The 18,995-nt window shown below is 70.2% G+C and carries 18 protein-coding genes; 13 read left to right on the top strand and 5 right to left on the bottom strand.

Translation table 11 applies throughout. From position 1 onward, the window contains the following. Positions 1-95: 95 nt before the first annotated feature. On the bottom strand, positions 96-1,130 hold the full coding sequence (locus ACWEOI_RS18180; RefSeq protein ID WP_433672714.1) for an NAD-dependent epimerase/dehydratase family protein: 1,035 nt from the start codon (positions 1,128-1,130) through the stop codon (positions 96-98). After that, on the bottom strand, positions 1,127-2,794 hold the full coding sequence (locus ACWEOI_RS18175; protein ID WP_452360320.1) for a fatty acid CoA ligase family protein: 1,668 nt from the start codon (positions 2,792-2,794) through the stop codon (positions 1,127-1,129). The genes ACWEOI_RS18180 and ACWEOI_RS18175 overlap by 4 nt, the downstream gene beginning before the upstream one ends. 443 nt (positions 2,795-3,237) lie before the next feature. On the opposite strand from ACWEOI_RS18175, the gene ACWEOI_RS18170 reads away from it, so the two are divergent. The 4 genes from ACWEOI_RS18170 (at position 3,238) to ACWEOI_RS18155 (ending at position 7,776) form a co-directional block, all read left to right on the top strand. Next, a complete protein-coding gene (locus ACWEOI_RS18170) occupies positions 3,238-4,152 on the top strand; it encodes a 3-oxoacyl-ACP synthase III family protein (protein ID WP_452360319.1) in 915 nt (304 codons plus the stop codon). A 4-nt stretch (positions 4,153-4,156) separates the two neighbouring features. Continuing rightward, the gene (locus ACWEOI_RS18165; RefSeq protein WP_452360318.1) at positions 4,157-5,062 is read left to right on the top strand and encodes a hypothetical protein; all 906 of its coding nucleotides are present in this window, start codon (positions 4,157-4,159) and stop codon (positions 5,060-5,062) included. A gap of 205 nt (positions 5,063-5,267) precedes the next feature. Beyond that, the gene (locus ACWEOI_RS18160; protein ID WP_452360317.1) at positions 5,268-7,280 is read left to right on the top strand and encodes a LuxR C-terminal-related transcriptional regulator; all 2,013 of its coding nucleotides are present in this window, start codon (positions 5,268-5,270) and stop codon (positions 7,278-7,280) included. An 88-nt stretch (positions 7,281-7,368) separates the two neighbouring features. Beyond that, positions 7,369-7,776, top strand: coding sequence for a hypothetical protein (locus ACWEOI_RS18155; protein ID WP_433672719.1), 408 nt, complete (start codon positions 7,369-7,371; stop codon positions 7,774-7,776). Positions 7,777-7,783: 7 nt separating this feature from the next. Here the strand turns inward: ACWEOI_RS18155 and ACWEOI_RS18150 are convergent, their stop codons facing one another. Then, positions 7,784-8,593 (bottom strand): SDR family oxidoreductase, encoded by an 810-nt coding sequence (locus tag ACWEOI_RS18150; RefSeq protein ID WP_452360316.1) that lies wholly within the window; start codon positions 8,591-8,593, stop codon positions 7,784-7,786. Positions 8,594-8,641: 48 nt separating this feature from the next. Then, entirely contained in the window at positions 8,642-9,718 is a 1,077-nt protein-coding gene (locus tag ACWEOI_RS18145; protein WP_452360315.1) for an alpha/beta hydrolase, read from the bottom strand. Positions 9,719-9,936: 218 nt separating this feature from the next. Between ACWEOI_RS18145 and ACWEOI_RS18140 the strand changes: the two genes are divergently transcribed. Then, positions 9,937-10,713: an ArsR/SmtB family transcription factor gene (locus ACWEOI_RS18140; RefSeq protein ID WP_452360647.1), complete on the top strand. Its 777-nt coding sequence runs from the start codon at positions 9,937-9,939 to the stop codon at positions 10,711-10,713. Between the two features lie 21 nt (positions 10,714-10,734). Here ACWEOI_RS18140 and ACWEOI_RS18135 read toward each other — a convergent pair whose 3' ends face one another. Beyond that, entirely contained in the window at positions 10,735-11,496 is a 762-nt protein-coding gene (locus ACWEOI_RS18135; protein ID WP_433672722.1) for a 3-hydroxyacyl-CoA dehydrogenase, read from the bottom strand. Between the two features lie 303 nt (positions 11,497-11,799). Between ACWEOI_RS18135 and ACWEOI_RS18130 the strand changes: the two genes are divergently transcribed. From ACWEOI_RS18130 to ACWEOI_RS18095, 8 genes are all read left to right on the top strand, one after another. Continuing rightward, complete coding sequence (locus ACWEOI_RS18130) at positions 11,800-12,462, top strand: hypothetical protein (protein WP_433672723.1); 663 nt, start codon at positions 11,800-11,802, stop codon at positions 12,460-12,462. A gap of 16 nt (positions 12,463-12,478) precedes the next feature. Next, positions 12,479-13,354, top strand: coding sequence for a MinD/ParA family ATP-binding protein (locus ACWEOI_RS18125; protein WP_433672724.1), 876 nt, complete (start codon positions 12,479-12,481; stop codon positions 13,352-13,354). After that, complete coding sequence (locus ACWEOI_RS18120; protein ID WP_433672725.1) at positions 13,351-14,019, top strand: hypothetical protein; 669 nt, start codon at positions 13,351-13,353, stop codon at positions 14,017-14,019. The genes ACWEOI_RS18125 and ACWEOI_RS18120 overlap by 4 nt, the downstream gene beginning before the upstream one ends. Positions 14,020-14,146: 127 nt before the next feature. Next, complete coding sequence (locus tag ACWEOI_RS18115) at positions 14,147-14,437, top strand: hypothetical protein (protein ID WP_213556317.1); 291 nt, start codon at positions 14,147-14,149, stop codon at positions 14,435-14,437. Next, positions 14,437-14,748, top strand: coding sequence for a hypothetical protein (locus tag ACWEOI_RS18110; RefSeq protein WP_357083512.1), 312 nt, complete (start codon positions 14,437-14,439; stop codon positions 14,746-14,748). The genes ACWEOI_RS18115 and ACWEOI_RS18110 overlap by 1 nt, the downstream gene beginning before the upstream one ends. Before the next feature lie 67 nt (positions 14,749-14,815). Beyond that, entirely contained in the window at positions 14,816-15,643 is an 828-nt protein-coding gene (locus tag ACWEOI_RS18105; protein ID WP_379278698.1) for a hypothetical protein, read from the top strand. A gap of 64 nt (positions 15,644-15,707) precedes the next feature. Continuing rightward, positions 15,708-17,180 carry a hypothetical protein gene (locus ACWEOI_RS18100; RefSeq protein WP_433672726.1) on the top strand — a complete coding sequence of 491 codons (1,473 nt, stop codon included), beginning with the start codon at positions 15,708-15,710 and terminating at the stop codon, positions 17,178-17,180. Continuing rightward, positions 17,177-18,667 carry an SCO6880 family protein gene (locus ACWEOI_RS18095; protein ID WP_357083503.1) on the top strand — a complete coding sequence of 497 codons (1,491 nt, stop codon included), beginning with the start codon at positions 17,177-17,179 and terminating at the stop codon, positions 18,665-18,667. The genes ACWEOI_RS18100 and ACWEOI_RS18095 overlap by 4 nt, the downstream gene beginning before the upstream one ends. The last annotated feature ends 328 nt before the right edge of the window (positions 18,668-18,995 follow it).

Genomic DNA, 18,995 nt, shown 5'->3' with positions numbered 1-18,995 from the left:
GCTCTCCTCATTGAGTGCGGTACTGCGCTGTATCCAGCCATGCTAGCCGGTACCGCGCGTAACACAAGGTTTCGCGGAGAGCGCCCGAACGCTGGTCAGCGGGTGGATCCGGCGATCACCCCCGTGCGGTGGATCCAGGATTTCAGTTCGGTCATGCCGGTGTCGCGGTCCATAACGGGCCGGTATCCGAAATCGCGGGCGGCGGCCGAGGTGTCGTAGGTGCCGGTGCGGGTGAGCACCGCCACCGAGTAGCGCGACAGCGGCGGGGTCCAGTGCTCGGCGAGATACGGGACCCGCCGGATGTTTTCGATCGCCGCGACCACCAGCGCCACCAGATGCGGGTCCAGCGCCCGGCCCGGCGGCGGATACCCGAGGTCGGCGGCGACCTCGGCGAGGAACCCCCACACCTCGGTGCGTTCGGCGTCGGCGATGAAATACGCTCTGCCGCCGACATTCTCGCTGGCCGCGGCCTTGACCATGGCGTCGACGATATTGTCCACGTGGCACAGCGAGGCGTGGACGCCGCGCCCGCCCGACAGATCCGGCAGGGTCCCCGCCGCCGCCCGTTCCAGGAGCCGCACGATCGGCCCGGACCGATCGCCCGCGCCCCAGATGGCGCGCGGCCGCAGCGCGCAGGTGGTGAAGCCGGGCGCATCGGCCGCCAGCACAAGGCGTTCGGCGGCGGCCTTGGTCTCGCAGTAGTGGTTCAGATAGCGCGACGGATACGGAACCGACTCGTCTATATCGATCTGGTCGCCGCCGTCACGATCCATCAGCGCGCTCGGACTCGACACGAACACGAACCGGCGGGCGCCACCGGCGGCGGCCGCGGCCAGCAAACGCGCGGTGGCCGTGGTGTTCTCGGCCCAGAAGCGGGCGCGGGTGCCGCGCTCGTCAACCCGGGCCGCACTGTGGAACACCGCGTCCACGCCCGCGACCGCCCGCTCCAGGGACGCCGGATCGCCGAGATCGCCGACCACCCGGTGAACGTGGTCCAGCACCGGGGTCAGGTCGCGCAGATCGCTGGTGGGCCGTACCAGAATCGACACCTCGTGCTCGCCGTCGCCGACCAGGCGGCGGGTCAGCGCGCCGCCGAGGAACCCCGAGGCCCCGGTCACCAAGACCTTCATGACGCCCCCTGCCCGAGCTGCTTGTCCGCCCACACCGTCAGCCGTTCGCGGCCGATCTTGGCGTTGTGGCGGATGTCCACCGGGAAGCGGGGATGGAACAGGAACTCCGTCACCGGCTTTGTGATCTCGAATTCGTCGCGCCGCCCGCGCAATTCGCGCTCGACGGTGTCGCGGTCGGCCCCGGGCTCGAGTTCGACGCACAGCACCGGCAGTTGCTCGCCGCGCGTGCCCACGCCGACCAGCGCGCTCCGGGCTACGCCCGTGACCGTGTTGAACACCTGCTCGACCTGGACGGTGAACATCGGCCCGTGCGCCGTCTCCAGCCGTTGACTCTTGCGGCCGCAGAACCGGATTCGTCCCGCGTCGTCGAGCCAGGCCAGATCGCCGGTGCGATGCCAGATCACCTCGTCGTCGGTGACCTTGCCGACCCGGTCCGCGGTCGGCGGCCAGAAGTAGCGCGTGCTGACATTCGGCCCGGACACCACCAATTCCCCGATCCCGAGCGGGCCCGCGAGGCCGCCCCGCCCCTCGACATCCGACCAGTCCGGCAGCGGATCATCGGTGATGGGGATGATGCGCGCTCGCACGTGCAGCGCGGGCGCGCCCACGCAGACGCCGTGCCCGGTGTGGGCCTGCGCCACGAGTTCGCCCAGCAGTTCCCGGGATTCGATGGTGGCCATGGGCAGCGCCTCGGTCGCGCCGTATCCCGAGTACACCTTGGCGTCGGTGGGCAGCACCTCGCGCAGTCCGGCGATGCAGCTGTCCGGCACCGGCGCGCCGCCGGAGTAGACGCTGCGGATGCTCGGCAGCGCGGCCCCGGTGCGGCGGATGTGGTCCAGCAGCGGGATCAGCACGGCGGGGGAGGCGAACATGGTCCGCACCCGGAACCGTTCGACCGCGTCCACGACATGCGCGGGATCGGTCGCCCCGACCTTGGACGGGATCAACGGCGGTAGCACGCACCGGGATCCGAGCAGCAGTTCCAGGATGCCCGCCACCGGTGCGGTGATCAGCGAGGTCTCCGGCGCGACGTGCTCGCGCGCGGCGTCCACCTGGTCGATCATGGCGGCGAGATTGCCGTGGGTGAGCACCACCGCCTTCGCGGGCCCGGTGCTGCCGGTGGTGTAGGCGATGAGCAGCGGCTCGTCATTCGGGGCGGGCTCGCGCTCGGGCAGGGCGGAAGCCGGTGTGCGGCCCCAGCTCTCGAGGGTGGGTCCCTGCCACCAGGAGCGGCCCACGGTGACCGCCACCCGCACCTTGCGGAAGTAGGCGCGGAACACGATGCGCAGCGCCTGCGCCTCGGTGACCCCGACGAACGCCTCGGCGTCGGCGGCGCGCAGGCAGCGCAGCATCTTGAACAAGCCCATGCCGGGGTCGATCACCACCGGCACCGCGCCGATCTTGAACAGTCCGTACAGCACCGCGTACAGCTCCGGCCCCGGCCGCACCAGCACGATGGTGCGCACGCCGCGGCCCACGCCGGCCGCGAGGAACCGCTCGGCAATGGTGTCCGACCACGCGTCGAGTTCGGCGTAGGTGAGTTGCCGGTAGTCGGGCAGGCCGGCCCGGGTGCGGCCCTCGGCGTGGATCACCGCCGCCCGGGAAGGATGCTCGGAAACGATATCGGTGAATCGATCCAGGGCGCGCCAATAAACAGTGGGCAAGGAATGCGACACACTTCCCCCAGGGAATTGTCGAGGAATGCGAGGAATATGTCGGTGAGGCTACACGGGGCTCTCCGCGGCCGCTAGCCGTGTCGATTCGAATTCGTTTGATATACAACGGATTTAGTGTGTCTCGCGGTACCGACACCGGTTACTCCGCACCCCCTATCCCACCCCTACGGGGAATCGAAATACTGTGTACAACAGGCTGATCCGTGATCATCGCCCCGTTCGAGTCCACCCCTCCGTGCGGTAGCTTTCCAGTCGGCATCGGGGCCTACGGAAATCCACCCGAGAGAGCAGGGGGCCACATGCGTACACGCTTCGAATCCATTGGCGCGTATACACCCAGCACCATCCGTTCCACCGAAGACGTCATCAATGCCCTATCGGTACCGCGGGCCTTGGATCTGGAACGAATTACCGGAATCAAGAATCGCCGCGTGCACAACAGCGACCCCGGCGATTACGAATCCTCATTCGTGCTCGCGCAGCGGGCCATCGAGGATTGCCTGGAACGCTCCGGCTACGCGGCCGAGGACCTGGACGTGATCATCTCGGTCTCGATCACCCGGTTCACCGCGCCCGGGCAGTACTGCTTCGCCCCGTCGTTCGCCGCCCAGCTGGGCGCCGCCATCGGGGCGGGCAGAGCGCTGCACTTCGACCTGTCCAACGCCTGCGCCGGGATGATCACCGGCGTGCTGGTGCTGGACCGCATGATCAAGGCCGGCGTGGTGCGCCGCGGCCTGGTGGTCAGCGGCGAGCAGATCACCCCCATCGCCGAGACCGCCACCCGTGAGATCTCCAAGCCCTACGACCCGCAGTTCGCGGCGCTCACCGTCGGCGACGCCGCGGTGGCGGTGGTGGTCGACGACCGCGGCGACGATGACGACGAGATCCACTACATCGAACTCATGACCACCTCGGCCGGTGCGGAACACTGCATCGGCATGCCGAGCGACAAGACCACCGGCATCGCCATGTACACCGACAACCGGGCACTGGCCAGCGAATCCCGATTCCTGCAGGGCATTTCCCGCATGGCCGACTTCCTGTTCGAGACCGGCCGCGCCTGGGAGAGCGAGAAATACGACTACTGGATCCACCACCAGTTCAGCGGCCCGGCCATCGAGTACATCAGCTCGCTCACCGAACGCCATTTCGACACCCCCATGCCGCAGGCGCTCAATATCTACGCCGAGTACGGCAATACCGCGTCCACCTCCCACTTCCTGGTGCTGCGCGAACACCTGGCGCAGGGGCGAATTCCGCGCGGCTCCAAGGTACTGCTGATCCCCGAGGCGTCCGGGGTGGTCTCCGGTCACCTCGCCGCGACGATCTCCCGGCTGGAGGCCTGAATCCATGAGTACCGCAATCGTTTCCGCGGCCGTGTGCACCGACGCCGACACCGGCAGCTATTTCGAACTCGCCGCCCGCGCGGGGCGGCAGGCGCTGGCCGCCGCCGAGATCTCCGCCGACCGGGTCGGCCTGGTGATCAATGCCGGGGTGTTCCGCGACAGTAATATCGCCGAACCCGCCGTCGCCGCACTGATCCAGAAGCGCCTCGAGGTCGGCCTGGAGTACGCGACCGGCCGCCTGCCCGCCTTCTCCTTCGATCTGCTCAACGGCGGCACCGGGGTGCTGCACGCCCTCATGACCGCGCACTGCTTCACCGGGCTGGGCGATGTCGAGTACGCGCTCATCGTGGCCGGGGACACCCACCCCACCACCGAGCGCGGCCGGGAGGACTTCCCGTACACGGCCAGCGGCGCCGCGATCCTGCTGCACTCCGCCGGTGAAGGGGGCGGTTTCGGCCGTCTCTACACGACAGGGAGCACCGGTCCGCTCACCCCGACCGCCTGGGCCGACCTCGAAGCCGCCGGAACCGCGGGCCGCGGTGCGCTGACCGTGCGCGCCGCCACCTCCGATCCGCTGGATCTCGCCGAAACCGTGCTGCGGGACTGCCTTTCCGGCGAGGGCCTCGAGCCCGGCGACTTCGCCACCGGCGCGGCGGTGCTGCTCGCCCCGGCCCCGGTCGCCGGATTCCGTGAGCGCGTGGCCTACCGGGTCGGGGTGCCGTCGGCGGCGGTGGCCGGAGTCGATCCCTTCGCGGGCGACCCGTATTCGGCGGGCCCGGTGCACGCGTATCTGAGCGCGGCCGGCCAGGGCATGCTCGACGAGGCCCGGTCCGTGGTCTTCCTGGGCGTGGACGGCGACGCGGCCGCGGCCCTGGTCTACCGTCCGCGAGTGCTCGCCCCCACCTCCTAGGGGAAAGTGAAATACACTGTTTGGCAGTAGATTTCGAAACCCGCTGTGCCCCGGCTGATCCTGGGCGTCCACACGCCCTCGCTGCAATGATGCCGCTCGCGCACACCGAAGCTCGCCGTGCCATGTCCGTCAGCCGGGCGCCCGCGATTCGGTGAAGGGACCTCAGATGGCACGGTCGGTCGGACGGGACCGAGGGGGATTACCGGTGGGGGCCGGTGTCGGGACACGGACGGCCGAGGCCGAACGGCTGCGGGTCGCGCGCGCGGCGGCGGTGCTGGGCGAGCGGGCCACGGTGGCCCGGCTCGCGGCGCTGACGGACCGCGCGCCGGGCGAGATCCGCGTGATCATCGCGGAACTCGCGCGCGCCGGGTTGCTCCTCGGCGACTGCCGCCCGCACCCGGACATGGCGGCGCTGGTGCTGCGCGAACTGCCCGTCGAGGAGTGCCGCGCGCTGCACGCGGCCGCCGCCGAACTGCTGTGCCGGGAGGGCCTGCCCGCGGTCACGGTGGCCGCGCACCTGGTCGAGGCGGGCGACGCCCGCGGATCGTGGGCGGCGCAGGTGCTCCTGGAGGTCGCCGACCGCGCCTTCGAGGCCGACGAACTCGACAGCGCCGGAACCTATCTGGAGCTCGCGTACCGGGCCAGCCGCCGCGCCGACGAACGGGCGGGCATCGCGACCCGGCTGGTCGCGGTGGAATGGCGGATCAACCCGTCGGGGCGCACCCGCAACTTCGGGCGGCTCAAGGCGGCCCTGCGCACCGGGCGGGTGCCGTGCCCGGAACTACCGATGACAGTGCTGCAGATGCTGTGGCACGGTCACATCCTGCACGCCGACCACGCTCTGCTTCGGCTGCGGCGCGAGGCGGACGCCGCGCTCGGTGATCGGCTCGACTTCCTGGGCGCGTGGCTGCGCTACACCCACCCGGTCCAGGCACAGCGGCACTCCTGGCTGCGCACTGTCCCGCGCGCCGCCGCGTCCGGCTCGCCCGCACGGCAGCGTGATTCGGCGCACCGGCAGGCCGCCGCCCTGCTCGACGGCCTGTGGAAACAGCGGCCGCCGGAGGAGACCGCCGCCGCGGCGCAGCGCGTGCTGGCCCAGCACCGCCTCGCGCTCGACACCGTCGAAGTGCTGGTGGCCGCCGTGGACTGCCTGCTGCATACCGATCGCCTCGACGCCGCCGACGCCTGGTGCGCGTCGCTGCTCGCGGAGGCGACCGCGCGGCGCGCCCCGACCTGGCAGGCGCTGTTCGCCACGGCCCGCGCGGAAACGCTGCTGCGCAAAGGCAATCCGGTCGAGGCCGCCGGGCACGCCACCGCCGCGCTGAACCTGCTGCCCGCCGAACAGCTCGGAGTGTGGCTGGGCCGGGCGGTCGCGGTGCTGGTGCGCGCCCTCACCGCGCAGGGCCGTCACGTCGAGGCCGCCGCCCAGCTGGAACGCCCGCTGCCGCTCGCGGTGTTCGAAACCCGTTTCGCGCTGGGCTATCTGCGCGCCCGCGGCGAGCACTGCCTCGCCATCGGGTTGCTCGACGAGGCCGAACGGCATTTCCGCCGCTGCGGCCGGCTCATGACCGAGTGGGGCCTGGACTTCGCGTGGCTCGCGCCGTGGCGCAACGACCTGGCCGCGGTCAGCCTGGCCGCGGGGGAGGCGCGGCAGGCCCGTGCCCTCGCCACCCGGCACCTGGACGCGATCGGCGGCGCCGAACGGCATCACAGCGGCGGGGTGTCGCTGCGACTGCTGGCCGCCACCGGCGACCCGCTGCGCCGGGTTACCCTGCTGCGGCGCGCGGCCGCCCTGGCCCGCTCCGGCGGCGACGAACTCGAATTGGCCACCGTGCTGGCCGATCTCGGGGCCGCCTACCGCGCGCTGGGGGAAGCCGATCGGGCGCGCCCGCCGTTGCGTGAGGCGGCCCGGCTCGCCGAAACCTCCGGCGCGGAACCGCTCCTGACCCGACTGCAGGTCGACTCCGGACCGGGATCGCGAGACACGCTGGGCGGCAGCGGCTTCGAAACACTGAGCCCGGCCGAGCGGCGCGTCGCCGAACTGGCCGCGAGCGGGAACCGCAATCGCGATATCGCCGAAACCCTCGACATCACCACCAGCACGGTCGAGCAGCACCTCACCCGGGTGTACCGCAAACTGTCCGTCGCCCGCCGCAGCGAACTGCGATTCGCCCTGGCAGCCCGGACCGCGACGAGCGGAAGGACCGCCACCGGCTGACCCGGATCAAGGTCGGGCATCGATTCGGGTGAACCCCCGCGGCCCCGCACGGGCACTCCTATCGTGAAGCCATCCGGAAGGGGTCGTCATGGCGGCAACGGACAAGATCCTCATCATCGGCGGACTGTTGACCCTCACCTACGGGACGCTCCTGGGATATCCCCTGGTCGCGCTGCGGCAGCGCGAGGGCAATCCACCGGCACCCCGCTATCTCGATGTCGCCCACGTCGGGGCCATTCTGCAGGGTGCGCTGGTGCTCGGCCTGGTCTGGGCGGCCCGGCTGTCGGATCTGCCCGACGGCTGGAACATCACGGCCGCTTCGCTGGTGGTGGCCTCGGGCGCGTTCATCGCCGCCAAGGACACCATCAACTGGCTGACCGGGGTCGAGGACGAATTCGCGGAGAAGGCCAAGACCATGCCACTCGGTCTGGCGGGCGCGCTGACCTTGACGGTCGGCCTGATCATCTTCATCGTGGGCGACCTGGTCGCGCTCTGAAGCGCGGTCAGTGCAGCGAATCGGCCTTGCTGATCCAGCCGACGATCGCGCGCGTCACGAACGGCGGGGACAATCGCTGCGCCAGACCGGTGAGTTTGGTCTGTAGTCCGACCAGTACGTGCGGGCCGCGCAGTGGTCCGCGGCCGGACGCGGTCCGCCACACCGCTTCCGCCACATCCTGCGGGGTCAACCGCACGCCGAGGGTGGTCGCGGATTTCGAGCCGCGGCTCACCTCGGTCATCATGTCGGTCGCCACGAACAGCGGCAGCAGATCGCTGACCGTGATCCCGTACTGCCGCCACTCCAGGTCGAGGGCCTCGGTGAGGCTGCGTACCGCGGCCTTGGTCGCGCCGTACACGGCCAGCCCGGGCTGGCCGTAGAGCGCCGACGCCGACGCCAGGTTGATCACCCGGCTGCCCGGCGTCCGGCGCAGATAGGCGAACGCGGCATGGCAACCGTTGAGGACGCCCTTCACATTGACGTCCACCACGCGGTGTTGACGCTCCACGTCGATCGCGCCGAACGCTCCCGACACCAGGATGCCCGCGTTGTTGACCAGCAGATCGAGACGACCGGTCGCCCCGGCGAATTCCTTCAGCGCCCGATCCCAGCCCGACGCGTCGGTGACGTCGAACGCGCCGGTGATCGTGTGCCCGCCGATCTCCGCGGCGGTGCGGGCCACCGCGTCGGCATCGATGTCATAGAGACCGACCGTCCAGCCCTCCCGCGCGAAGCGGGCGGCGATGGCGCGGCCGATTCCGGCGGCCGCGCCGGTGACCAGGACGGCGGGGCGGGAAGCGCTGTCGGGCTGGGACATCGGAGCCTCTCGGATCGCGGGATCGGGGCTGGCCGCCGGTGTTCGCGATCAGGCCGCGCTGCGGCCGAGGCGACCCGGATCGATCATCGCACGATGGAACTCGGCCGCGTCGCGGGCGGCATCACGGCCGTCGGCGAGCAGATCCGCGCCCAGGTGGATGAGGGTGTGCGGCGCGCTGGGCCGGATCTGCAGGCGCAGCGACACCCCGGCCGCCTCGGCCCGGCGCGCCACCGCGAGCGCGTCGGTCAGCAGCATCTCCCGGGACCCGACCTGCAGGAAGATCGGTGGCAGACCGGTGAAGTCGTGATTCACCACCGACCACGCCGGATCCAGCTCCCCGTCCACCGCGATACCGCGGCGCACCACCATGTCCGGCCCGAGCGCGGGCAGCACCGCGTCGTCACGGCTGTTCGGGTGCGCGAGACGGGCGGTGGAGTCGAAATCGGCCCACGGCGAGGTGACCGACAGCGCCACCGGCAACGGCAGCTCCCGCTCACGCAGCGTGAGCGCCAGCCGCAATGCCAGCCCGCCGCCCGCGGAATCGCCGGCCACGATGATCTTCTCCGGCGGGAAGCCCTCGTCGAGCAGGTGCCGGTACGCGGTGAGCGCGTCGGCGAGGCTCTCGTTGGGGTGCGCGTCGGGCAGCTGGCGGTAGTCCACGGTCAGCACCGGCAGCTCGCTCAGCGCGGCCAGGCGCGCGGTGTGGCGGCGGTAGCTGTGCAGGCCGCCCGCGATGAACGCGCCGCCGTGCAGGTAGAGGATGGCGGCGTCGCGGTCCACGCGTGGATCGGGAACCGGTGCGCTCCACAGCCATTCGGCCTCGAAGTGCTCGAAGCGCAGGGTCTCGCGACGGGTGCCGCGCGGGGTGCCCATGACCCGGGCGGGCTGCTCGGACAACCGGGTCACCCGGAAGATCAGGTTGGCCGGACGCGGTCCCAGGTCGGCGACCCAGGCCCCGGCGCGCAGGAACTGCTGCAGCGTGGTGCGCAGGACGGGGTGCACGAGCCGGGTCCCGATGCGGGCCGGGGGGATCGTCTCCACGATCACCGAGGACGCGGGGCTCACCGCGGATGCGGGATCCCCGCCCGCGGGCACGGGGTGTGAGGGCTGCGGCGTGGTCGCCACGGGCACTCCTGTCCGCGCCACGGCAGGAGGCGCTGAAGAGACAACGATGTCGGTTCGGCTGAAGGCCGTTGACCATCTTGACCGCTGAAACGCGGATTGTCATGTCCGAGAAGGAAATTCCCACGTAATCGGGGGTGCGTCCCCGGCGTGTGCGCCACTCCCGTTGACTTATGCAGGTAAATGCCTGCATAATTTGAGCCGTGCAACCCGAACCCGACATGGACACGGTTTTCAAGGCTCTGGCCGACGCCACTCGGCGGCAGCTGCTCGACCGGCTGCGTGAGCACAATGGTCAGACGCTGCGGGAACTGTGCGAACGGGTCGCGATGGCCCGGCAATCGGTGACCCAGCACCTCGACATTCTCGAGCGGGCGGGGCTGGTCACCGTGCTACGCCGTGGCCGCGAACGGGTGCACTACATCAATCCGACCCCGATTCACGACATCGAACAGCGCTGGATCTCCGTTTTCGACCGCCCCCGGCTGGATGTCCTGCGCGCCATCAAGAACCAGGCAGAGGAGTACGCGATGACCACCACCGTGCCGAACTACGTCTACGTCACCTATATCCGCGCCAGCGCCGAGCAGGTGTGGAAGGCCCTGACCGACGCCGATCTGACCGCCCAGTACTGGGGCCACGCCAATGTGTCGGACTGGCAGGAGGGTTCGCGCTGGGAGCACCGCCGCGTCGACGGCTCCGGCAAGCTCGACGTCGTCGGCACCGTGCTCGAGGCCGACCAGCCCACCCGCCTGGTCGTCACGTTCGAGGACTCACCGCAGGAGGAGCGCTCGCCGTCGGTGGTGACGTTCCTGATCGAGCCGCACCAGGATATCGTCCGGCTCACCGTCACCCACGAGAATCTGCCGAACGAGGAAATGCTACAAGGCATTTCGAGCGGCTGGCCCGCCGTGCTGGCCAACCTCAAGTCACTGCTGGAGACCGGTGCGGTGCTGCCGCAGGCCCCCTGGGAGATGGAACAGGCGGCACACGCCTGATCCATCCACCCGTTCCGCTGCTTAGCGCGGGGCCATGCGGATCGCGCCGTCGAGGCGGATGACCTCACCGTTGAGCATCGGGTTCTCCACGATGTGGCGGACCAGCGCGGCGTACTCGGCCGGGTCGCCCAGGCGCGAGGGGTGCGGCACCTGCGCGCCGAGCGCGTCGATGGCCTGCTGCGGCAGGGTCGCGAACAGCGGGGTGTGGAACAGACCCGGCGCGATGGTCATGACGCGGATCTTGTACGAGGCCAGGTCGCGGGCGACCGGCAGGGTCAGGCCGACGATGCCGCCCTTGGAGGCGGAGTAGGCGGCCTGGCCGATCTGGCCGTCGTACGCCGCGACCGAGGCGGTGTTGACGATGACGCCGCGCTCGCCGTCGGCCTCCTCGACCGCGGACATGCGCTCGGCGGCCAGGCGGATCACGTTGAACGTGCCGATCAGGTTAACGTTGATGATCTTGGAGAACGCCTCCAGCGGGAACGCGCCCTGCTTGCCGACCGTCTTGACGGCATTGCCGATTCCCGCGCAGTTCACCGCGATTCGCAGGGTGCCGAGTGCCTGAGCGGCATCCAGCGCGGCGCTCACGTCCGCCTCGCTGGTGACGTCGCCGGGGGAGAACACCGCGCGGTCACCGAGTTCTTCGGCGAAAGCCTTGCCGTCGGACGAGGGAAGGTCGAGGATAACGACCTTCGCGCCGGCCGAGTGCAGTTCCCGCACGGTGGCCATGCCCAGTCCCGACGCGCCGCCGGTCACAACCGCGACGATATCTGCTGTCTTCACAAATCCTCCAAAATTCTTGGTCTTGTTAATGTAGATTCCGCTCGGATCGCAGGGAAGACCGCCCCGTCGGCGTGGCGTTCACGAGACCGTACGAACCCTGCTACTCGCGCGCACGCGCGGATTGAACGGAGTGTCGTCCGGCGCGTCGAGTCGTTGGAATCCTGTTCATGCGAGAGAATTTCCGATCGGGACCGTTCGGACGCGGAGCCGGTGGCGACGTGGTTCCGGCGGACTCACCCGGTACCACCGATCACCGACGACAACACACCGTCAGCCACGACCGACCGCCGAGAGGGTCAGACGATGCCGAGCGACGTGCCCGCAGCGGGAATGTTGAAGTCGTACAAAAAACAATCGCGCTGGTACCCGTCCCTCGACCCGGCCACCCCCGAACCGCCCGGTCGCGATGCGGCCCCCGAGACGCCCGCCTTCGACGAGAGCGCCGGCCCGGCCCGCTACCCGCACTACATTCACGACACCGAGCCCGAGGTCGAACTGCCGCCGGTTCCCGAATCGGTGCTGCGGCACAATCGCTTCGACGGCACCTGGTCGGACTGGATGACCGAGACCGGCGAGACCGCCTCCTACACGCCGCCGCCGCGCTACCGCGGCAACACCGTGATCGAATTCCCCACGGACAGTGGTGAACCCGTCATCCCGGCCGTCGACACCACCGCGCAGTGGCGTGAGACCTTCGAGACCCCCGAACCCGCACTCGCCCAACGACTCCCGGATCGGCGGCTGCTCACGCTCGCCTTCCTGATCGTTGCCATTGTTTTGCTGGCCATCGTCGGCGCGGTTGCCCTGTATGTGCTGAATTCCCATGGCGGCGCAGCGCAATCCCTCGGCGAACCCGGCGCCGGAGCCGGTTCTCACCCGATCGCGGTCGCGGCGGCGTACAACGAGATGACGGCCCCCGCGATCATCGGCGACCATGGACCCACCGCGGGCGTTCCGGCCGGATAAGAAGAGAGCGGAGACAATGGATCAGGACTGGAGCCGCTGGCTCGACGAGGTGCCCGAAGTGGGCGAATCGTCGGGTCGTGCCGCGCGTTCCAAGACTCCGGTGGTGCGCTTGCGCAAGCGCCGTGGCGATTCCGGTGAGTCCGGACCCGCCCCGCGCCCGATTCTGGTGGTGGGAGGCTGCGGTGGTGCCGGGACGACGACCACCGTGCTCGGCATCGCGGGGGAGCTGGGCGCCGCCGGTGACCGAACCGTGGCCGTGGACGGCACTTTCGCGGGCAGCGATCTGGCGCTGCGAGGCGCTGACGAGCATTTGAGTCCGATCAGCCTGCAGGACTGGCTCTACGGCCGCGGCGACGACGAGCCCGCGCCGCTCAAGGAGTGCCTCTCGCGGGCGACATCCGGAATCGGGCTGCTGTGGCGCGATCCCGCGCCGCTGCGCCGCCGCGCCACCTACCTGACCGTGGCCCGCGCCCTGGGGGAGTCCGGGTACACCCCGGTTTACGACGGCGGCAATCCGATCGCCAGCCGGCACCTGCGTCCGCTGCTCGAGGACGCCGATATCGCACTGGTGCTGGCGATTCCGGCGCGCGTGGACGCCGCCAACCGGCTGCGCGTCACCCTGGAGTGGCTCGACGACCAGTTTGGCGGGCAGGGCGAGGGCCCCGGCGACGGAATTGTCGGCGACACCACGATCGTTGTCTCACATCAGTTGCCTGCCAGCGATTCTCGAATCGCTGAACATTTGCGCGAGCATCTGGACGGTTGGGTGAACGAGATCGTCGAGATACCCTATGACGCACACCTCGCGCGGGGGGAGCTGGTGCGGCACAGCGAGCTGGCCGCCGAGACACGCCGCGCGTATCGCCGCCTGCTTGCTGGAGTGGCATCATGACCGCAGCCATGAAGGAACGCCGATCCGCCGACCGGAACATCGATTCAGGGGCCGCTCTCGCGGCCGGTGTGGTGCCACCACCGGAAGCCCGCCGCGCACCCCTGTGGGACCGACCCGTACCCGGTGGCGGCCGGGCGCCACTGGTGTGGCTGCTCGGCGTGCACGGCGGCGCGGGCGCGACCACCCTCGCGCATGTGCTTGCGCCGGCGGCGGATTCGTACCGGCGCTGGCCCGGCGTCTTCGAACGGGAGTCCCCGTTCGTGGTGCTGGTGGCCCGCGAGACCATCGCCGGGCTCACCCGCGCCCACGACCTGCTGCGCCAGCATCACGCCGGACTGGCCGGTTCGTGTGAGGTGCTCGGGCTGATCACCGTGGCCGCGCGCCCGGGCCGGATGCCCGCCGAGATCCGCCGCTACCGCGACGTGGTCGGTTCGCTGGCCGGTCAGGTGTGGCAACTGCCCTGGCACGAGGAGTGGACGCTGGTCGAAGCCGACCAGTTGCCCGTCTGGTCGCCCGGCGACCCGCCGCCGGTGCAGCGCAAGCGCAAACCCGATCCGTTGGAAGAGGTTACGCAGGCTGTGCGGGATTTGGGCGCGGGCATCGTGGCCGCCGCCCAGGACGCGCTCGACTCCCCCCGCGACGTGTTCGCGGACCGGGGGGAGTGATCATGAACACCCTTGGATTGCATTGTGCTGGAAAGATTTCCGAAGTAGGCGCTGCCTCCGGTTGGACGGCGGGGCCGGTGATCGGCGAGATTGTTACTAGCAGTTCGCTTTTGGAGAAGGACAGACAATGAGCATGCTCCTCGCCGTACATGACGCGTACGGTCAGATCCTCGCCCAGGTCGGTAATCCGACCCCCGAGGCGCCGCCCGCGTCGGACAAGTTGCTGAAACTGGTTCGGTACTTCACCTGGTTCGTACTGTTGTCGGGAATCCTGGGCATCACCTACGCCGGTGGCCGGTTCGCCTGGGAGAAGTGGACGGGAGGCGGTTTGGAGTCCCCGAAGATGGTGGCCGGCGCGATGATCGGAGGCATCGTCGCGACCAGCGCGGGCACGATCATGAACGCAGTGATCACCTAATGCCCGCCGCGCTGGTGCCGCAGGCCCTGCACGCCGCGCTCTCCACCCGCGCGGACGCGGTGGCCGTTCTGGCCTACAAACAGATGCCGGCCGATGTGCTCCGGCCGATGATGCAGCTCATCGACTGGCTGCTGTGGTGCGTCCTGCTGTTCTGCCTGGCCTGGATGATCCTGGCGGCGGGCCGGCTGTGGTACGCGTTCCGCGGCGACCTGGCGGCCAACGAAGCGACGCACGGGGTGGTGATGAGCCTGCTGGGCGCGATCATGGCGACCTCGGCCAGCGGCATCGCGCTGGCCCTGCTGCCGACCTGAGGGGCCGGTCAGCTGAATTGACCACCCGCACACATGCTCTTGTAAACGACACCGTGGAGGCATTGCGATGAGCGAGAAGGAGTCGCCCGAGCGCGACGGCGTCTCGTTCGGCGTGATCGCCTCGGCCGCCCTGGTGGCGGTCATCCTGATCGCCGGCCTGGTGGTCTACTTCGGGCACGGTGACGCCAAGCCCAGCGCCAAACCCGACCCCGGCGCGACGCCGGCGACCTCGGACACCGGCGCCACCGGATTCGCCTCGCCCGAGGTGGATCTGTTCGGCCGCCGCATCGACATCCCCAACAACACGGCGGGCCAGCCCCTGCCGCAGGAACCCGGCAAGCAGCGCAAGGCCACCGACACCGACTGGCTGACCGCGGCGCCGCTGGGCATCACCGACCCGCACGGCTGGCAGCGGGTGTACGGGGCGTCGGTCCCCTTCTCCACGTCCGACGGCCCGGCGCGCCTGGAAAACGGCCTGGCCGTGGGGTATTCGCACACCCCGCAGGGCGCGGCCCTGGCGGCGGCGCAGATCACCTACCGGCTCAACGCCCGGCCCGCGGACCGGGAGCTGTACGTGCGGCAGGTACGCGTGCCCGCCGAACAGCTCACCGCCTACGACCAGGCGCTGGCCGATCAGCGGCTGCCGAAACAGCAGCCCGAGAAGGTGACCCGCTACCTGGTCGCCCCCGACGGCTTCCAGGTCGAGAACTATGCCGACGACATGGCCATCGTGCGGCTCGCCGCGCGCGGGCCCGTCGTCGACAGCCGGCAGTTGTGGGCGGCGGTGCGCCTGATCATGGTCTGGGACGCCGGCGACTGGCGGCTCAAACCCTCCACGTCGCGGACTTCGCAGACCGAGTACGTGGATTCGCTGGCGGGGTGGACCCGTTGGTGACGACAACAGCTCCCCAGGTGACAACAGAAGATATGGCATCGCGACCCATCGAGAGGTGGACCACATGCTGAGGCGGCTAGTCACGATTCTCGCGGTCGTATTCACCGTCATGATCGCGACCCCGACGGTGGCCTACGGCCAGACCTACGGTTTCGACCAGGCCTGCAACGAATTACACGACTCACTCGACGGACTGGGCGTGCCCGGCATCTCGCTCGGCGACGCGGCCTCGGCCGCGTGCAAGGCCGGCAATGTCGCCACCCACCCGAACGAGGTGGCCAACACCGTGCGCGACAAGGCGTGGGACTCCACCTTCGGCAAGGTCGTGGACTCGCTGATGAGTGGTCTCGGTGAGGCACTGATCCTGGCGCTCACGTTCTGGATGAAGATCCCGAACGAGAGAGTCAGTGACGCCGGAACACTTTTCACGAAGATCAACGACTACACCTATCAAGTCCAGATCCTGTTCCTGATGACCTCGGTGATACTCACCGGCCTGAAACTGGCGCGAGCCAGACGCGGGGCCGCGGTCGACCAGGCCACGGACTCGTTCTGGATGTTCGCCCGGGTGGTGTTCAGCTCCTGGATGCTGGGCGCGGTGATCGTGGCCGCCACCCAGGCCTCGGACAAGTTCTCCGAGTGGGTGATCAACGACTCCACCAACGGCAATGCCAAGAACATGGCCGAGCTGATGGTGAAAACCTCCAAGCTGCAGGCGTTCTCGCCGGGTCTGGTGCTGATCATCGCCATCGTCGGCCTGCTCGGGGCGCTCGCCCAGATCGTGCTGGCCATCGTGCGCCAGGGCATGCTGGTGGTCGCGGCGGGCGTGCTGCCGCTGGCCGCCGCGGGTTCGGGCACCGGCATCGGAATGTCGTCCTACAACAAGCTGATTCGCTGGATCATCGCGTTCATGCTGTACAAGCCGGTCGCCGCGATCGTCTACATGATCGCCTTCACCACCGCGGGCGTCACCGACGACCGCACCGGCACCGCGAACCTGCCCGACGCCGACGAGGCCCAGCGCATGCTGGTCGCCATCGTGCTGCTGGGCACCGTGGCGTTCGTGCTGCCCGCGCTCATGCGTCTGGCGACCGCGGGTGAGGTGGCCATCGTCGGTTCCGGCGGTTCGGGTCTGGCCGCGACCACCGGCACCCTGGTCGGTATCGCGGCGCTCGGCGCGGTCGGTTCGCGCGCGGTGGCCCCGCGCGGGGTCGCCGGTCCGGGCGCGGCCGGATATGTCGGCGGCGGCCGGGGCGGACGGCCCCGGCCCGGTCCCGGCGGCGGCCCGGGTGGCGGCGGCGCGCCGCGCCCGACTCCACCGCCGCGTCCCGCCGGTGGCGGCGCGGCCGCGAGTCCTGCGGCCCAAGGCGGCGGTGGCGCAGTACCGTCAGGCGCGTCCGCGGTGGCGAGCCGGGTCGCGCAGGCCCGGGCGGCGACCGCCTCGCTGGGCAAGGCCGAATCGACCGCGGGCGACGTCGCCGGTGACCGCTGGGCCAACCGCGCACCCGACCTCGGCAGGAGCACCATCCCGCGATGACGATGACCGACACCTACGAGCGGCGCTCGTACGGACTGTGGCAGAAGCCCCGCAGCGCCGGCCTTTTCGGCCTGCGCTGGGGCGAGACCGTGGTCGGATTCGCCGTCGTCATCACCGCGCTGCTGACGGCGCTGGTGGCCGGTCCGCAACCGGCCGCCGTGGTGGCGGGCATCGGCACGGTCGTGATGGTTCCACTGGTGTGGCGGACGGGGGGCCGCTCCGGCTACGAGAACGGATTGATGATGTTCCATTGGTTGCGCGGCCGGTCCAAGGGCGAGCACGTGTACCGGGGCGGGCGCTTCTCGCGGATCCCCGGCGGCGTCACCCGGCTGCCCGGGCTGATGGCCCCGTCGCGCCTGTACGAAGGCATCGACGCGGGCGGCTACAGCTTCGGCATGATCCACCTACCGCAGTTCGCCCAGTACACGGTCGTGCTGCGGGCCTGGCCGCAGGGCCACGAGGCCGTCGACCAGCCGGTCATCGACCGCTGGGTCGGCGCGTGGGGCACCTTCCTGGCCTCGCTGGGCCAGACCTCCGACATCGTGGCGGTGGTGCCGGTCATCGACACCGTGCCCGAGACCGGAAACCGTTTGCTCACCGAGGTTTCCGCCATCACCCGGCCCGAGGCGCCCGATCTGGCCCAGCAGGTCATGTACGAGCTGGCCACCGAACTGCCGCAGGAACGGGTGCAGCTGCTGCCGCGCGTGGCCATCACCTTCAAGGCGACCACCGCCGAGCGGCGCAAGAATCCGGCGGAGGAGGCGGTCGAGATCGGCCGCCGCCTGCCCGGCATCTGCGCGGCGCTGGCCGAGGCGGGCGTGCGCTGCCAGCCCATGGCCGCCGACGACATCATCTCCTTCATCCGCCGCAGCTACGACCCGGCCGCGCAGGCCGACCTCGAGGTGGCGGCGGGCGAACCCGGTGGGCACGGCCTGGATTGGGCCGACGCCGGACCGGTGTCGCACGAGGAGCGCTGGGACCACTTCATCCACGACGGCGGCCGCTCGGTCACCTGGGAGATGGACACCGCCCCCGAGGGCGCGGTCGACGAACGCGTGCTGCAGCGGCTGCTCGCACCGAATCCGGAGGTGCCGCGCAAGCGCATCACCATCGTCTACCGCCCGCACTCGGCCGGTGACGCCGCCCAGATCGTGGACGACGACTACAAGAACGCCCTCGTCGCACAGCAATCCGAGCGCGGCGTAGTGTCCGCGGCGGCCACCCTGCGTGTCGGCGCCACCCAGCAGGCCCGCGAGGAGCAGGCCCGCGGCCACGGCGTCACCCGCTTCGGCGCGCTGGTCACCATCACCGAACCGCTGCGCGGCGACCTGCCCCGCATCGAGTCGATCACCCGGGACCTGTCGACCCAGGCCCGCTTGAAGATCCGCCGCTGCTACCGCTATCAGGCCGCGGCCTTCGCGGCCTCCCTCGGCTGCGGGGTGATCCTCCCCGAACACGCCACCATCCCGAAAGCACTCGCGGGGTAACCCACCATGTCACGTGACCTCGACCCGCCCGTCCGCGAACGCGACGCCGCGCCACCCCCTGCGCGCCGCGGCTCGCGGCGGGAGCAGGCCCCCGTCGAACCCTATGACGACGCGGACCCCTACCCGCCCACCGGCTCCCGCGTCATGCGCGACGAGCATCGCCCCCGCCGCGGCACCCTCCCGGACCGCCGCATGCTCCGCCGCGACACCCCGATCGACTACTCGGCGGAGTTCGCGGACAACGCCGCGCAGTCCGGTGCCGACGGAGGCGAGGTGCGCCGCGCCGACAGCGGAGCCTGGGACAACGCGGCTCTCGGTGCGCGACAGG

This window comes from Nocardia sp. NPDC004340, from assembly GCF_053602575.1.
The sequence above is the reverse complement of the archived record's forward strand: the minus strand, read 5'-3'. Positions and strand labels throughout refer to the sequence as shown.

Excerpts from the sequence above, each read along its gene's own strand:
- ACWEOI_RS18180 (WP_433672714.1), bottom strand. The coding sequence starts at position 1,130 with ATGAAGGTCTTGGTGACCGGGGCCTCGGGGTTCCTCGGCGGCGCGCTG.
- ACWEOI_RS18165 (WP_452360318.1), top strand. The coding sequence starts at position 4,157 with ATGAGTACCGCAATCGTTTCCGCGGCCGTGTGCACCGACGCCGACACC.
- ACWEOI_RS18155 (WP_433672719.1), top strand. The coding sequence starts at position 7,369 with ATGGCGGCAACGGACAAGATCCTCATCATCGGCGGACTGTTGACCCTC.
- ACWEOI_RS18150 (WP_452360316.1), bottom strand. The coding sequence starts at position 8,593 with ATGTCCCAGCCCGACAGCGCTTCCCGCCCCGCCGTCCTGGTCACCGGC.
- ACWEOI_RS18140 (WP_452360647.1), top strand. The coding sequence starts at position 9,937 with ATGGACACGGTTTTCAAGGCTCTGGCCGACGCCACTCGGCGGCAGCTG.
- ACWEOI_RS18130 (WP_433672723.1), top strand. The coding sequence starts at position 11,800 with ATGCCGAGCGACGTGCCCGCAGCGGGAATGTTGAAGTCGTACAAAAAA.
- ACWEOI_RS18125 (WP_433672724.1), top strand. The coding sequence starts at position 12,479 with ATGGATCAGGACTGGAGCCGCTGGCTCGACGAGGTGCCCGAAGTGGGC.
- ACWEOI_RS18120 (WP_433672725.1), top strand. The coding sequence starts at position 13,351 with ATGACCGCAGCCATGAAGGAACGCCGATCCGCCGACCGGAACATCGAT.
- ACWEOI_RS18115 (WP_213556317.1), top strand. The coding sequence starts at position 14,147 with ATGAGCATGCTCCTCGCCGTACATGACGCGTACGGTCAGATCCTCGCC.
- ACWEOI_RS18110 (WP_357083512.1), top strand. The coding sequence starts at position 14,437 with ATGCCCGCCGCGCTGGTGCCGCAGGCCCTGCACGCCGCGCTCTCCACC.
- ACWEOI_RS18105 (WP_379278698.1), top strand. The coding sequence starts at position 14,816 with ATGAGCGAGAAGGAGTCGCCCGAGCGCGACGGCGTCTCGTTCGGCGTG.
- ACWEOI_RS18100 (WP_433672726.1), top strand. The coding sequence starts at position 15,708 with ATGCTGAGGCGGCTAGTCACGATTCTCGCGGTCGTATTCACCGTCATG.
- ACWEOI_RS18095 (WP_357083503.1), top strand. The coding sequence starts at position 17,177 with ATGACGATGACCGACACCTACGAGCGGCGCTCGTACGGACTGTGGCAG.